Genomic DNA, 14,467 nt, shown 5'->3' on the forward strand with positions numbered 1-14,467 from the left:
ACGGTCAGGTGAAGTCCATGCGGATGTCCACCACGCCCTCGACCGCACGGGCGAGCCGAGCGGCGATCGGGACGAGATTCTTGTCGCGGATCGTTCCGTGCAGGGTGACGACGCCCTCTTCGACGGAGGCCGTCACGGTCTCGCTGGGGAAGAGGTGTGCGACCACAGCGCGGTTCACCTCGTCTGCGATCTCGTCGTCGGTGCGCAGGAACACCTTGAGGAGGTCGCTGCGGCTGACCACACCCTGGAGCAGGTTCTGGGAGTCGACGACCGGCAGCCGCTTCACGTGGCGCTGGGCCATGATCCGTGCGGCCATGGGGAGTTTGGCGTCGGGGTGCACGGTGACCGCGGGGGCGGACATCAGCTCGCCCGCGGTCACCGCGCCCGCCTTGGCCAGGTCGGAGAGGCGGCGGAGCTGGTCGAAGCGGGAGGGGTCGCTGTCCCGGAACTCCTCCTTGGGCAGCAGGTCGGCCTCGGAGACGACCCCGATGACGCGGCCTTCGCCCTCCAGGACGGGCAGGGCGCTGACCTTCCACTGCTTCATGAGTTCGACGATCTCCTTGAAGGGTGCGTCACGTCCGACGGCGATGACGGTGTGCGTCATGACGTCGCTGACGGTGCGCGGAGAGTCCTCGTAGGCGGAAGCGGACATGGCTGGGTCTCCTCAGCTGGGTGGCGTGCTCGGCGGTGCATTCGCGGAAGTGGGTGGGGGGAGCTTCGGCTCTCTCCGAAAGCGCGGGCGGAGCGGGGCCGGTGAGCGGCCTGACGTCTCCCCGGCGTCCGTCACCACCGGTGCCGGCCGTGCTCGTCACGGTCACGTCCGCCACCGATGTAGTGCCGTTCCTCCACGACGGTCTCGCGCTCACCCGGCAGCCGGCGTGTCCCAAGGCCCGTGTACGCGTTCAGGCCCATGATTCCGCCGACCAGAAGGACCAGGCCCAGCACTCCGGCGTGGAAACCGAAGAGCAGGCCGGCGCCGAGGACGGTCGCGCCGAGCAGAACGATCAGACCGAACATCTTGGACTCCTCACCTCACGGGTCCAGTTGCGTCAACTCCTTACCTCAAGAGTGGGCGTGGCGGGCTTCGTTCGCCCGATGCCGAACGTCCCCGACAGGGGCGGATCGGCTCCGCCGCCCGGCCCCTCTCCCCCGACCAGCGATGACTCCGGTGCCGTCACGCCTACGGGAACGCTCTCCGCCTCGCCATGACGTCCCGGGCGATCTCCTCCGACCACACGGTGATCTGTCCGAAGTCCCGGAAGTCACCGCCCCTGCCGGACTTGACGATCATGCGGGCGACACGGCCCCGGGCATGCTCGTCGAGGCAGCCGCCGAACGTGAGGTGGCCCTGTGCGTCGAGCCTGTCGGCGATGCGGCGCACGCCGGGCACCGGGGGAATCTCGCGCTCGGACGCCGCGGGGCCCAGCGGGCCGCTGCTGAACAGCCACACCGGACGCGCCCCCAGCGACCGGCGGGCGCGGCGGACGAGCCGGGCGGCGTCGCGGTGCCAGCGGTTCCCGTACAGACCGCCGCCGAGCACGACGGCGTCGTACGCGGACACGTCCTTGGACACCTGACGCGCGGGGCACACCGTGGTGGCGCAGCCCGCCTTGTTCAGGACGTCACCGATGTGCGCGGCGATCTCCTTGGTCGAGCCGTACTTCGTTCCGTACGCGACGAGCACGCGGGGATCCCTGTGCTCCATTCTCCTCAACCTCCCTTGGTCAAGGGCGCGTTGTCGCACGGCACCGGGAGGCGGGCCGAGGGGCTTCCGTCCGGGCGGCCGTGCGTTCACAGCTTGCGCAGCCACTCCTCGCTGACGCCGGGTACCGCCGGTTCGCCCGGCCGCAGACCGGCGTCGTCGGTGCGGTACGTCAGCTTGTCGACCACGGCCACCACACCGTCGATGTGGCCGGTCATCCGGGCTGCGATGTCCTTCTCGCTGTGCCGTTCGACCTGCCCGGCGAGGGTGACCACCCCCTGGTGCACCTGCACGGTCAGGGCCGTCGGCGTGAGCCACAGGCTGCGGACGAGGACCTCGTCGACGACCTCCCGGCGGATTTCTTCGTCGGGCCGCAGGAAGACCTGGAGCAGATCCCGACGGGTGACGATGCCGACGAGCCGGCCCTCGGTGTCCACCACCGGCAGGCGCTCCACCTTGCGGTGGGCCATGGTGCGGGCGGCCTCGGCGATGGTGTCGGTGGCGTGGACGGTGACGGGCGGCTCCGACATCAACTCCCCTGCCGTACGGGCCTTCGCCTTGCGCCGCTCGGTACGGGTTCCGCGCCGCAGCCCCGGCCGGTGAAGGCGGCGTTCATAGCCGTAGGGCCCGGCGGGTTCCCCGGCCCGGGCCTGACGGGTGAGCAGGTCCGTCTCGGAGATCACGCCGATGACCCTGTCGTCGGCGTCCACCACCGGCAGACCGCTGATGCGGTGCAGGTTCAGCAATCGCGCGACCTCTTTGAAGGGGGTCCCGTCGTGGACGTGTACGACCTCGTCCACCATGACCGAGCCGATCTTGCTGTACTTCATCTCGCGTGCCTCCTCGCCGTGCGGGGGCCGGACGCATGCGCGCCCACCCAGTCAAGGCGCCTTCCCTCCCCTACTTGTCACCGTCGCCGCGCGCAGTGGCCGTGACACGGGGCCGAACGACCCGTACGGAAGGGCCAGTTCTCCCCTCCTCCGCGGGAGGCCGCGGTGCCAGCGTGTGCGGCGCGGCCCCACCCGGGCCGCGGCCCCACCCGGGTCCGGTCGAGGCCCTGAACCGGAAGGCGGGACAGCCTTCCGAGAGGAGGCGACCGTCATGGAAGCTCCGCTGATCGTGGGCGTCGACGGCTCCGGACCGAGCCTGCAGGCCCTGGACTGGGCGGTCGACGAGGCGGTGCGGCGCGACGTCCGCCTGCGCGTGCTGTACGCCTCGCGCTGGGAGCGGTACGAGGGCCACCGGCCGCCCTTCGGCACGGGGCGCAGCGCCATGCGTCAATACGCGGAGCACATCGTCGCCCAGGCCGTCGAACGGGCCGGCCGCCGCGCGTCCACGGCAGACGTCACCGGCCAGGTCGTGCAGGACGACCCCGCGTCGGCCCTCACCAAGGCCGCCCGTGAGGCATCGGTCGTGATCGTCGGCAGCCGCGGCCACGGCACCTTCAGCGGCCTGCTGCTCGGTTCGGTGAGTCTGCCGGTCGCCGCGCACGCCACGTCGCCGGTCGTCGTCGTGCGGGGCAGCGAGAAGAACGTGCAGGGCGGCTACGGACAGATCGTCCTGGGCGTCTCCGCCCCTGAACGGGCCGCGGCCACCGCCGAGTTCGCGCTGCGCGAGGCCGAGCTGCACGGAGCCTCCGTGCTCGCCGTGCGGGCCTGGCGCTGCCCCGTCCACGAGGTGCCCGACTGTCCGACCGACGACGTCGAGGCCCACCAGGTGCGTGCGGAGGACGAGTTGCGCGGCGCGCTGCGGCAGCCGAGGCAGGCCCACAGCGCGGTGACCGTGCGCACCCAGCCCGAAGAGGGGCGTGCCCGGGACGTCCTGGTGGCGGCTTCGGCGCTCTGCGACCTCCTGGTCGTCGGCGCCCGTCGCCGCGGGAGCGGTTTCGGCCTGCAGCTCGGCCCGGTCGGCCACGCCGCGCTGCACCACTCCGCGTGCCCGGTCGCCGTGGTCCCGCACGACTGAGCGAGCCGGTGCGGGGCGGTCACACGCGACGGTGTCGATGAGGCAGTGTCAGGCGGAAAGTGGTGTGTCCGGGGTCGCTGCTGACCGTGATGGTTCCGTGGTGCGCGGTGATGACGCCATGGACGATGGCGAGGCCGAGACCGGTGCTGCCGGTGGTGCGGGAGCGGGCGTGGTCGGCGCGGACGAAGCGGCCGAAGACCTCCTGCTGGAGTCCTTCGGGGATGCCTGGTCCGTTGTCGCTCACGCTCAGGGAGACGGTCGCCTTGTCGACGGTCAGGGCGATGGTCACGTCGGTGCCGGGCGGGGTGTGCGTCCGGGCGTTGGCGAGAAGGTTGCCGATGGCCTGCTGGAGCCGGTGGGCGTCGCCGGTGACGACGACCGGGGTTTCGGGGAGGTCGAGGATCCAGTGGTGGCCGGGGCCGGCGGCCCGTGCGTCGTCCGTGGCGTCGAGGATCAGCAGGGTGAGGTCGACCGGCTCGCGTTCGAGGGGGCGCCCGGCGTCCAGGCGGGCGAGAAGGAGCAGGTCGTCGACGAGGCGTGTCATGCGCTGTGACTCGCTGTCGATGCGCTCCAGGGCGTGGACGACCTCGGCGGGGACGGGGCCCCCGTGGCGCAGGGCGAGTTCTGCGTGGCCGCGGATGTTGGCGACGGGGGTGCGCAGCTCGTGGCTGGCGTCGGCGGCGAAGTGCCGGAGCCGTTCCTCACTGGCCTGGCGGCGGGTCAGGGCGTCCTCGACGTGGCCGAGCATGTGGTTGAGAGCGGAGCCGACCTGGCCGACCTCGGTGCGGGGTGCGGTGTCGGGCAGCGGCGCGGGCAAGGCGATCTCACCGCTGGCGAGCGGCAGTCCGGCGACCTCCGCCGCCCGCGCGGTGACCCGTCGGAGGGGGCGCAGGGAGATCCGTACCCACAGGGCCGCGGCGAGGGCGGTGGTGGCGAGGGCGGCGCCGAACAGTGCGGCCTCGACCGCTTCGAGGCGGTGCACGGTCTCCTCGACCGGGTGCAGCGGCAGGCCGGTGACGAGGACATCGCGGTCGTCGCCCGGGACCGCCACCACGCGGTACGCGCCCAGTGCGGAGAGGTCGATGCTGTGGCCGCGGCCGTCGGCGGGGAGCCGTGTCAGAGCTCGGCGGTCCGCGGCGGTGAGGGCGAGGGGGCGGTCGGTGGCGTCGTCGACGACGGCCGCCCGGGCGACGGTGCCGTTCAACACGCGGGCGCCGAGGGTGGATTCGGCCTGGCCCCGGGTGTCGGGGCGGTTGTCGGCGTCGGGCTCGGCCTCGTGTTCCAGGCTTGCGGCGAAGCGGCCCCCGGAGGCGGTGAGCTGCTCGTCCAGGCGCCCCATGAGGAATCCGCGCAGGGCGAGGGCGGTGGCGATCCCCACGGCCAGGCAGGCGAGGGCGAGCAGGGTGACGAGTCCGGCGGTCAGCTGGCCGCGCAGGGTGCGGGGCGGCAGCCGCCTCACGGGGAGCCCGGCTTGAGGACGTAGCCGACACCGCGCACCGTGTGGATCATCGGGGTGCGCCCGGCGTCGATCTTCTTGCGGAGATAGCTGATGTAGAGCTCGACGACGTGGGCGCGGCCGCCGAAGTCGTAGGCCCAGACCCGGTCCAGGATGAGGTCCTTGGACAGCACCCGGCGCGGGTTGCGCATCAGGAACCGCAGGAGTTCGAACTCGGTGCGGGACAGCTCGACGGGGTCCCCGCCGCGCCGGACCTCCCTGGCTTCCTCGTCCATGGCGAGGTCGCCGACGGTGAGCCACGTCGTGCCCGGTCCGCCGGTCATGCCCGCCCGCCGCAGCAGGCCGCGCAGCCGGGCCAGGACCTCCTCCAGGCTGTAGGGCTTGGTGACGTAGTCGTCGCCGCCCGCGGTGATGCCCGCGATGCGGTCCTCCACAGCGTCACGGGCGGTCAGGAACAGCACGCACACGGTGGGAGCCTCACGGCGCAGGGCGCGCAGGACCTGCAGGCCGTCGAGGTCGGGCAGCATCCAGTCGAGGACCACCGCATCGGGCCGGAAGCCCCGGGCGGCCGCGAGAGCGGTGGCGCCGTCCGCGGCGGTGCGCACCTGCCAGCCCTCCCCCGCCACGGCTCCGGCCAGGACGTCGGTGACGTCGGGTTCGTCGTCGACGACGAGGATCCGCACGGGTTCGCCGTCGGGGCGGTGCAGGGGGGAGGTCGTTCGCGGCTCGTCCATGATTCCTTCAGCATCCCCCGCCGCGGACCGTCGCCGGGCGGGGAGTTGCTCTGAGTTTCCTCTGAATCGGCGCTGGGGGAGGCCGCGCGGGGCGGTTTCAGAAGGTCCTCAGAGGTTCGGCGGTGAGGCTGGCCGCCCGTCGCCGGATCGGACCTGACAACTCCCAAGGAGCCCTCTGTGGCACTCGACCTGATCAACGGCATCCCTGCGCACGTCCTGCTCGTGCACGCCGTCGTGGTGCTCGTACCCCTGACCGCGCTGGCACTCGTCCTGTGCGCCGTCTGGCCGTCCGTCATGCGTCGCTTCGGTGTCGCCCTCCCCCTGGTCGCCCTGGTCACCCTGGCCAGCGTCCCCCTCACGACGAACGCCGGCGAGTGGCTCGAGGACCACGTGGAGAGCAATGCCCTGGTCCGCAGGCACGCCGAACTCGGCGACGGGCTGCTCCCCTGGGTCATCGCACTGTTCGTGATGGCCGCCGCCGTGTGGTGGTCCTACCGCCGAGCCACCAAGCACCGTCCGGAGTCCGCGAGTTCGGGTGCCACCGGCGCCGCGGTGCCCACACCCCTGCGCCTCACCGCCGCTGCCCTGTCCCTCGTCGTCGCGGTGGGCGCGGGCGTGCAGATCTACCGGATCGGCGACTCCGGGGCCCAGGCCGCCTGGCACGACGCCTACTCCACCGGGGAGAAGTAGCCTCCTTCTTTCCCGGGTGACGTGGAGTCCCCGCTCGCCTCAGGCATGCGGAACCACCACGACCGGACAGCTCACGTGATGGACCACCGCGTGCGTCACGGGCCCCGCGTGGGAGCCGATCGCGGTACGCCGGGTGCGGCGGCCGACGACCAGCAGCCCCGCTCCGCGCGCCGCCCTGATGACGTGGTGGGACGGGCGCCCTTCGACGAGGAGTTCGCGGACGAAGACGTCCGGGAACTTGTCCCGCCAGGGCCTGAGCGACACGGCGAGTTCCCGCTCGGCCGCGTCTTTGGCCACGGCCCGCTCGTCCGGTCCGACGATGCCGTGCCTCAGCGGAACATGCCACGCATGGACGATCCGCAGGGGCGCGCCACGCAACTCCGCGGCGTGGAAGGCGTATTCGAGCACCGCCTCGCAAGGCGTCCGGGGGTCCACGGCGAGTGCCACATCGCGGTATGGCGCACGGGCGGCGTCCCCGGGGCCCGTCTCGGACGCGTCCCGCAACAGTTCGCTGTCGCCGGTGCATTCGGCACGCACGAGTGCCACCGGCCGCGGCGTGTGGGCCACGGTCGTCATGGCGACCGAACCGGCGAACATCCCGCCGACGCTGCTCAGTCCCTGGTTGCCGAGCACGAGCAGTTCGGCAGACGCCGCCTCGGCCAGGAGCGCCGGGGCCGGTGGCAGCACGATCTGCTCCGTGGATATGTACAACTTGGGGTGGCGCAGGAGAAGTTCTTCGCTCGTGGAGCGCAGGACCCGCCTGGCCCAGTACTGCGGGGCCTGCAACTCGGGCAGGGTCGCATCCGTGTCCTGGGGCGGGAGACCTTCCCAGGCGTGCACCAGGCGCAGGGGCAGGTCTCGCAGCTGTGCTTCCCTGGCCGCCCATGCGGCCGCCGCGGCGCTCTCCCGGGAACCGTCGACGCCGACGACGATCGGCTTGAGCATGTCCGTCACCCCCTTGGTGAGTCGGGACTCCCGCTCGGGCTCATCGGCTGTCGCTCGCCCGGGTCGGGCCGAGCGCCGCCCGGCCCGCCTCGAGACGTGCCGCCGGAATCCGGAACGGCGAGCAGGAGACGTAGTCGAGACCGGCCCGGTGGAAGAAGTGGACGGAGGCGGGGTCGCCGCCGTGTTCGCCGCACACCCCTGTCGTCAGGCGGGGGTTGGCGGCCCGTCCGGACGTCACGGCGCGGATCACCAGGTCTCCCACTCCCTCCTCGTCGATGCTCTCGAAGGGGGAGACCGGGAAGACGCCGCGGTCCAGGTAGAGCGGGAAGAAGGAGCCCTCCGCGTCGTCGCGCGACATGCCCCAGACCGTCTGTGTGAGGTCGTTGGTGCCGAAGGAGAAGAAGTCGGCGCGGCGGGCGAGGTGGGCGGCCGTCAGGGCCGCGCGGGGCAGTTCGATCATCGTGCCGATCGGGCAGTGGATGCCGCGGCCCGCCTCGCGCGACACGTCGGCGAGGACCTGCTCCACCTCGGCGCGGGCCAGGTCGAGTTCGGCGGCGGTGGCCACCAGCGGGATCATGATCTCGGCCTGTGGGTTCCCGCCGTCCCGCAGGCGGCCGGCGACCGCCTCCGCTATCGCCCGGGTCTGCAGGGCGACCAGGCCGGGTACCGCAAGCCCCAGGCGGACGCCGCGCAGCCCCAGCATGGGGTTCTGTTCGTGCAACCGCCGTACGGCGTCGAGGAGTTCGCTGTCACGCCGGTCCGGGCGCGCCGCCTTGGCCACGCGGACCGTCAGGTCCGTCAGGTCCGGCAGGAACTCGTGCAGGGGCGGATCGAGCAGCCGGATGGTGACCGGCAGGCCGTCCATGGCCTGCAGGATTCCGGTGAAGTCGAGCCGTTGCAGGGGCAGCAGCGCCGCCAGGGCCTTCCTGCGGGCGGTGTCGTCCCGCGCGAGGATCATGTTCTCGACCAGGGCCCGGCGCTCCCCCAGGAACATGTGCTCGGTGCGGCACAGCCCGATCCCGCGCGCCCCGAGCCGCCGGGCGAGCGCGGCGTCGGCCGGGGTGTCGGCGTTGGCCCGCACCTCCAGTCGAGCCGCCTCGTCGGCATGGGCCAGGGCGCGTCGCACGGCATCTCCCAACACCCCGGTGCGGACGCCGGTCTTGAGGGACACCCCGACTTCGGACTCGACCAGCGGCAGCGCCCCGAGGTGCACGGTGCCCGCCGTGCCGTCGACGGACACGGTGTCGCCCTCGCTCACCACCACCCCGGACGGGGTGGTCAGGCGGCGGGCCGCGGTGTCGACGGTGAGAGTGTCCGCACCGCAGACGCACACGGTGCCCATGCCGCGGGCCACGACGGCGGCATGGCTGGTCTTGCCGCCACGGCTGGTGAGCACGGCCTCGGCGACGATCATTCCGGGCAGGTCGTCGGGGGTGGTCTCCCGGCGTACGAGGACGACGCGCTGGCCCGCACCGTGCCGACGTACGGCACTCTCCGAGTCGAAGACGACCGCGCCCACCGCGGCTCCCGGCGAGGCTGCCACCCCATGGGCGAGGGGCACGTCGGAGGGTCGCCTGGCGAAGCGCGGGAACATCAACCGGTTCAGGGCGGCCCCGTCGACGCGTGCCAGCGCCTCGTCCTCACTGATGCGGCCCTCGTCGACGAGGTCGTACGCGATCCGGAACGCCGCGTCCGCGGTGCGCTTGCCGATCCTGGTCTGCAGGATCCACAGCGTGCCGCGCTCGACCGTGAACTCGACGTCGCACAGGTCGCCGTAGTGCCGCTCCAACGTGTCCAGGTGCCCGGCGAGTTCGGTGTACAGGGCGGGGCGGACCGTCTTCAGCGCATCGAGAGTGAGGGCGTCGCGCACCCCGGACACGACGTCCTCACCCTGCGCGTCGGGGAGGTAGTCGCCGTACAGGCCGGGCGCGCCGGTGGCGGGGTCCCGGGTGAAGGCGACGCCGGTGCCCGAGTCGGGTCCGAGGTTGCCGAACACCATGGCCTGGACGGTGACGGCGGTGCCGAGGTCGTCGGGGATGTGCTCGCGCCTGCGGTACAGGCGGGCCCGTTCACTGTTCCAGGAGGCGAACACCGCGCGGATGGCCAGCTGGAGCTGCGCGACGGGGTCCTGGGGGAAATCCTCGCCGCTCTCCCGCCGGATCAGTGACTTGAACTCATCGATGAGGTCCTTGAGTTGACCGGTGTCCAGCTCGCTGTCGCTCTTGATGCCGTACGTCTTCTTGCGGGCCGTGATGAGGTCTTCGAAAAGGGTGGCGTCGACGCTCATCACGGTGTGCCCGAACATCTGCAGCAGTCGGCGGTACGAGTCCCAGGCGGACCGTTCCTGCCCGGTGGCCCGGGCCAGCCCCGCCACGCCAGAGTCGCCCAGGCCGATGTCGAGGATCGTCTCCATCATTCCGGGCATGGAGAACCTGCCCCCGGAGCGCACCGACACGAGCAGCGGATCGTCGGCGGCCCCCAGGGTCCGGCCCACGGCCCTTTCCAGGGCGACCAGTTGCTGTGCCACCTCGACGCCCAGCTCCGGCGGCTCCTCACCCGTGGCCAGGAAGGCCCGGCACGCCTCGGTCGTGACGGTGAAGCCAGGGGGCACGGGCAGCCCCAGACCGGTCATCTCCGCGAGGCCCGCGCCCTTGGCGCCGAGCAGGTCGGCCTGGTCCCGGTTGCCGTCGGCGAAGGCGTACACGTACTGCTTCGGCCTGCTCATCGCTGTCCTTCCTCGGGCGTGCGGGTGGGGTGACGGTCGCGGGCCGGTAGGGGGCCGGCGGGTCAGGGGTGCGGGACGACCGCGACGGGGCAGCGGGCGTGGTGCATCACCGCGTGGGCGACGGGGCCGTTGTGGTGGGCCGGACGGTGTCCTTCGTGCACGTGCCGTCCGACCACGACGAGACTGGCTTCCTCGGCGGCGGCGAGGAGCGGCGTCGCGGCCCGTCCTTCGACGACCGTCACGACGATCTCCACGTGGGGGTATTTGTCGCGCCACGACCGCAGCACGGCCTCCTGGAAGTCGTGCGCCTCCCCCTCGCGCGGCGGCCCCTCGGCGAACACGGGCATGCCCGATCCCTTCGTGAACCGGGCCGGGCTCCGCCAGGCGGACACGACGGCCAGGCGGGTGCCCCGCAACTCGGCCGCGCCGAAGGCGAATTCGAGCACCTCGTCACTCGGGTCGGCGAGGTCGAGACCAAGGACGACGTCAGGGCGGGCCGGGCCGGGTGATGTCGCCCTGTCCTCGTGTCCGGTGCCTGGCGCGCTGCCGCGCGGAGTTCCGGCGCGGACCAGCACGACGGGTACGGACGCCGCACCCGCCACGCCCAGGGCCACCGACCCCACGACGGCCCCCCTGACCGCGCCGAGCCCGCGTGAGCCGAGGACCAGCACCTCGGCGGCCTCGGCGGCCCCCAGCAGAACGGTCGCGGCGGAGCCTTCCCGCAGCTCGGCCGTCAACGGCACCGTCGGGGAGGCTGCATGGGCGCGCGCCCGCGCCGCGTCCAGCGCCGCCTGTGCCCGCACGCGTTGCCCGCCGCCGACGGCCGTGACGGCCAAGGGCAGGTCGGCCGACGGGTGCGGGCTCCAGTTCCAGGCGTGCACGAGCCGCAGCGGCCGCTCGCGCAGGAGCGCTTCTCGGGCGGCCCACTCGGCGGCTACGAGGCTTTCGGGGGATTCGTCCACTCCGGCGACCACAGGGCGCAGCATGACGGCACCTTCCGCGAGGTCTTCTTCGGCTTCTTCTCCGACTTCTTCACCGTCCGATCCCATCGTTCCGCTTGTCCCGGACGCCCACGAGGGGCCGCGGGGCCCGCGTGGTGGCCCGTCCGGCCCCTGCGCGACGCGACACCCGCCGCGGACCCTGAAGAGGACGCCTCACAAGGACGCCTCACAAGGACGAGGACGAGCCTCACGAAGGCGACGACCTTCACGGAGGCACGGGAAGCATCGAACGAGCTGCACGGGAGGCGAACCGGCATGAACCGTACGGTAGTTGTCGGAGTCGACGGGTCGGCGCGCAGCAGGGTCGCGATGGACTGGGCGGCGCAGGAGGCACGGCGGCGCGGGCTTCCGCTGCGGCCGGCTCACATCGTCGCGACGGACGGTCCGCCTGACACCGGGCGCGTCGTACCGCAGCTGATGGCGCGCTACGACGTCCCCGTCGAAGGCACTCTGTGCTCCGGCGGCATCGTGCCGCGCCTGCTGGACCTCGGCGCGAACGCCGAACTGGTCGTGGTCGGCATGCGCGGCGCCGGGGGCCACGCCGGGTTGCGCGTGGGATCGGTGGCGCTCGGCGTCGCCTCCCGGTCTCCCGTGCCCGTGGCTCTCGTGCCGTTTCTGCCGTCGAGCGGCGAGCTCCGACGCCGCGCCGACAAGGTGACCGTGGGCCTTGACGCCCGTGAACCGGCCGAAGCCGCCCTCGACTTCGCACTCGACGCGGCCTGCCGACGCACGGCACGGCTGCACGCGCTGCACATCTGGAGCTACCCGCCCTCGCCCTTGGCGTCGCTTCCCTTCGCGGTACCCGAGAAGGACCGCGCGACATGGGAGGACCAAGAGGTGCAGCTGCTGTCCGACGTCCTGCGGCCCTGGCGCGAGAAGTATCCCGACGCACGCGTGCTGCCGGACGTGTTCCTCAGCCGGATCGCGTCCGACGCCCTGGTGCGGGCCTCGGCGAGCGCCGCGGTCATCGTCGTGGGCAGGCGGCACGAGGGGCGCCTGGGCCGGACGGTGCTGAGCCTGCTCCAGCACAGCCGGTGCCCGGTGGTCGTCGTGCCCTCCTGATGCTGGGTCGTGCCCTCCCTGATGGGCGGGTCAACGGTCCGCGCTCAGAGGCGCGGCCAGGTGCGCGGTCAGATCGAGCAGCCGGTTCGCGTAGCCCCATTCGTTGTCGTACCAGCCGAAGACCTTGACGAGGCCGCCGTGCGCCTGGGTGAGGGCGGGGTCGAAGACGCAGGACGCCGGATCGCCGATCACGTCGCGGGAGACGATCGGCGCGGTGGCGACCCTCAGGATCCCGCGCAGCCGTCCGTCGGCCGCCTCGGCGAACGCGGTGTTGATCTGCTGTACGTCGGCCGTCTCGCGCAGCAGCACCGTGAGGTCGGTGAGCGAACCGTCCTCCACCGGCACCCGCACCGCCAGGCCGTCCAGCGCCCCGTCCAGTTCAGGTACCACGAGTCCGACGGCCCGGGCGGCCCCCGTACTGGTGGGGATGATGCTGAGCGCGGCGGACCGGGCCCTGCGCAGGTCCTTGTGAGGTCCGTCGAGGAGCGCCTGATCGTTGGTGTAGCCGTGGATGGTGGTCATGAGGCCCTTGTCGATGCCGAACCGCTGGTGCAGCACCGACACCATGGGCACGACGCAGTTGGTCGTGCAGGAGGCCGCTGAGACCACGTCGTGGCGCGTGGCGTCGTACGTGTCCTCGTTGACGCCCATGACGAGCGTCGCGTCGGCCTCCTTGCCCGGCGCGGAGATCAGCACCTTGCGCGCGCCGCTCTTGAGGTGGGTCGCCGCGGCCTCACGGGTCCGGAAGCGTCCCGTCGACTCGACGACCACGTCCGCCCCGCATCCGCTCCAGTCGAGCGCGGCCGGGTCCCGGTGCGCGGTGACGGCGATGCGGTGGCCGTCGACGGTGATCGACCGGTCGTCGTGGGACACCGCCCGGCCGAGCCGCCCATACGTCGAGTCGTACTCCAGCAGGTGCGCGAGCGTACCCGGCGGTGCGATGTCGTTGACCGCCACCACCTCGGTCAAGCCGCCCGTGCTGCCGGCCCGTTCGAGGGCGGCACGGAGGAAGGCGCGGCCTACCCGCCCGAAGCCGTTGATTCCTACGGGCACGTTCATGGTGTGCTCCTCCCGGTGGGTGGTGGGCCTGTCAGCAGGTTCAGGCCCCGTCCGTGGTCTCTTACCGGCCCGGCTCCGTGTCGGGCACGATCGCCACCGGGCACTGCGCCTGGTGCAGCAGGGTGTGACTCACCCTGCCGAGCTGCATCCCCAGGTGGCCGTGGCGGCGCCGGGCGCCGACGACCACGAGGTCGGCGGCCGCCGTACGGTGGGCGAGCACCTTGGGCGCCGGGCCTTCTGCGGTGCGCCGATGGACGACCACCTTCGGATGGGACGTCGCGGCGTCCGCCAGAACGTCGCCGAGCAGTCGCTCCGCCTTCTCCTCGTGCTGCCGCTCCGCCTCACCCGCGGCACCGTGGACGTCGACACTCTCGTGCGCGGGGCAGCGCCACGCCCTGACCGCATCGAGTTTGCAGCCACGCGCCTCCGCCTCCCGAAGAGCGAACCGCAACGCCTCCGAGCCGGAGGTGGTCTCCCCCACGCCCAGCAGAATCCGTTCATGCCCGCCCGAGACACCCGCGGTGTCACCACGCACGACGATCACCGGACTGTGGGCACGCGCGGCCACGGACAGACCCACGGAGCCGAGCAACAGCCCCTTCAGCCCGCCGCGTCCACGCGAGCCGGTCACCACGGCCCAGGCGACCGCCGACTCGGCGATCAGCGCGTGCGCCGCGTCCTCGGGCCGCACCTGCGTGGACAGCCTCACGTCGGGGGCGCGGCGCCGGGCGCGCTCGGCGGCCCCGCCGACGATGCTCTCGGCCAGCGCTTCCTCGGAGGAGGGCGCGAGGGAGCCGGCGAGCGCGGCGCCCTCGTAGCGGGCCCAGAGGAACGCGTACACGATCCGCAGCCCGAGGCCGTGCCGGACCGCCTCGTCCACGGCCCAGTCCAGGGCCTTCAGGGCGGCGTCCGACCCGTCCACGCCCACGACCAGAGGCGTCTCCATCGTGCCCCGCCGCCTTCCCGACTCATCAGCACCGAAGAGGAGTTGCTCTCGTCACCGTCGCACCGCGCCGCCCTGTGGCGCAGGGACGATTCGGGCCGCGTTCCGGTCCGTTCGGCCCCATGGACGCGCCCTTCTGCTCGCCGGAGGATGGGCGTGCGCCCACCGGAGGAAGGGGACCGGAG

The 14,467-nt window shown here is 72.5% G+C and carries 14 protein-coding genes; 3 read left to right on the plus strand and 11 right to left on the minus strand.

Translation table 11 applies throughout. The annotated features are described in order from the left end of the window. Window positions 1–4 precede the first annotated feature (4 nt). The 4 genes from ACQB60_RS24295 to ACQB60_RS24310 all read right to left on the minus strand — a co-directional run bounded on the left by ACQB60_RS24295 (window position 5) and on the right by ACQB60_RS24310 (window position 2,532). Window positions 5–652, minus strand: coding sequence for a CBS domain-containing protein (locus ACQB60_RS24295; protein ID WP_496928208.1), 648 nt, complete (start codon window positions 650–652; stop codon window positions 5–7). A gap of 131 nt (window positions 653–783) precedes the next feature. After that, complete coding sequence (locus ACQB60_RS24300; protein WP_496928209.1) at window positions 784–1,017, minus strand: hypothetical protein; 234 nt, start codon at window positions 1,015–1,017, stop codon at window positions 784–786. A 163-nt stretch (window positions 1,018–1,180) separates the two neighbouring features. Next, a complete protein-coding gene (locus tag ACQB60_RS24305; RefSeq protein WP_496928210.1) occupies window positions 1,181–1,705 on the minus strand; it encodes a flavodoxin domain-containing protein in 525 nt (174 codons plus the stop codon). Window positions 1,706–1,791: 86 nt separating this feature from the next. Next, a complete protein-coding gene (locus ACQB60_RS24310; RefSeq protein WP_496928211.1) occupies window positions 1,792–2,532 on the minus strand; it encodes a CBS domain-containing protein in 741 nt (246 codons plus the stop codon). A 271-nt stretch (window positions 2,533–2,803) separates the two neighbouring features. On the opposite strand from ACQB60_RS24310, the gene ACQB60_RS24315 reads away from it, so the two are divergent. Next, window positions 2,804–3,667, plus strand: a complete 864-nt coding sequence (locus tag ACQB60_RS24315) for a universal stress protein (protein ID WP_496928212.1) — start codon at window positions 2,804–2,806, stop codon at window positions 3,665–3,667. A 19-nt stretch (window positions 3,668–3,686) separates the two neighbouring features. On the opposite strand, the gene ACQB60_RS24320 is transcribed toward ACQB60_RS24315, so the two are convergent. Together ACQB60_RS24320 and ACQB60_RS24325 are read right to left on the minus strand one after the other, a co-directional pair. Further along, entirely contained in the window at window positions 3,687–5,126 is a 1,440-nt protein-coding gene (locus tag ACQB60_RS24320; protein ID WP_496928213.1) for a HAMP domain-containing sensor histidine kinase, read from the minus strand. Continuing rightward, on the minus strand, window positions 5,123–5,857 hold the full coding sequence (locus tag ACQB60_RS24325; protein WP_496928214.1) for a response regulator transcription factor: 735 nt from the start codon (window positions 5,855–5,857) through the stop codon (window positions 5,123–5,125). Before ACQB60_RS24325 ends, ACQB60_RS24320 begins: the two co-directional genes overlap by 4 nt. 177 nt (window positions 5,858–6,034) lie before the next feature. On the opposite strand from ACQB60_RS24325, the gene ACQB60_RS24330 reads away from it, so the two are divergent. Further along, a complete protein-coding gene (locus tag ACQB60_RS24330; RefSeq protein WP_496928215.1) occupies window positions 6,035–6,547 on the plus strand; it encodes a DUF2231 domain-containing protein in 513 nt (170 codons plus the stop codon). Between the two features lie 39 nt (window positions 6,548–6,586). On the opposite strand, the gene ACQB60_RS24335 is transcribed toward ACQB60_RS24330, so the two are convergent. The 3 genes from ACQB60_RS24335 to ACQB60_RS24345 form a co-directional block, all read right to left on the minus strand. Further along, a complete protein-coding gene (locus ACQB60_RS24335) occupies window positions 6,587–7,492 on the minus strand; it encodes a universal stress protein (RefSeq protein ID WP_496928216.1) in 906 nt (301 codons plus the stop codon). Between the two features lie 40 nt (window positions 7,493–7,532). Then, a complete protein-coding gene (ppdK, locus tag ACQB60_RS24340) occupies window positions 7,533–10,217 on the minus strand; it encodes a pyruvate, phosphate dikinase (protein WP_496928217.1) in 2,685 nt (894 codons plus the stop codon). A 62-nt stretch (window positions 10,218–10,279) separates the two neighbouring features. Then, complete coding sequence (locus ACQB60_RS24345) at window positions 10,280–11,203, minus strand: universal stress protein (protein WP_496928218.1); 924 nt, start codon at window positions 11,201–11,203, stop codon at window positions 10,280–10,282. 270 nt (window positions 11,204–11,473) lie between these two features. On the opposite strand from ACQB60_RS24345, the gene ACQB60_RS24350 reads away from it, so the two are divergent. Then, window positions 11,474–12,280, plus strand: coding sequence for a universal stress protein (locus tag ACQB60_RS24350; protein WP_496928219.1), 807 nt, complete (start codon window positions 11,474–11,476; stop codon window positions 12,278–12,280). Between the two features lie 30 nt (window positions 12,281–12,310). On the opposite strand, the gene gap is transcribed toward ACQB60_RS24350, so the two are convergent. Then, window positions 12,311–13,339 carry a type I glyceraldehyde-3-phosphate dehydrogenase gene (gap, locus tag ACQB60_RS24355; protein ID WP_496928220.1) on the minus strand — a complete coding sequence of 343 codons (1,029 nt, stop codon included), beginning with the start codon at window positions 13,337–13,339 and terminating at the stop codon, window positions 12,311–12,313. A gap of 61 nt (window positions 13,340–13,400) precedes the next feature. Next, window positions 13,401–14,285 (minus strand): universal stress protein, encoded by an 885-nt coding sequence (locus ACQB60_RS24360; RefSeq protein WP_496928221.1) that lies wholly within the window; start codon window positions 14,283–14,285, stop codon window positions 13,401–13,403. Window positions 14,286–14,467: the final 182 nt, after the last annotated feature.

This window comes from Streptomyces odontotermitis (genome assembly GCF_050510915.1).
Classification (GTDB): Bacteria; Actinomycetota; Actinomycetes; order Streptomycetales; family Streptomycetaceae; genus Streptomyces.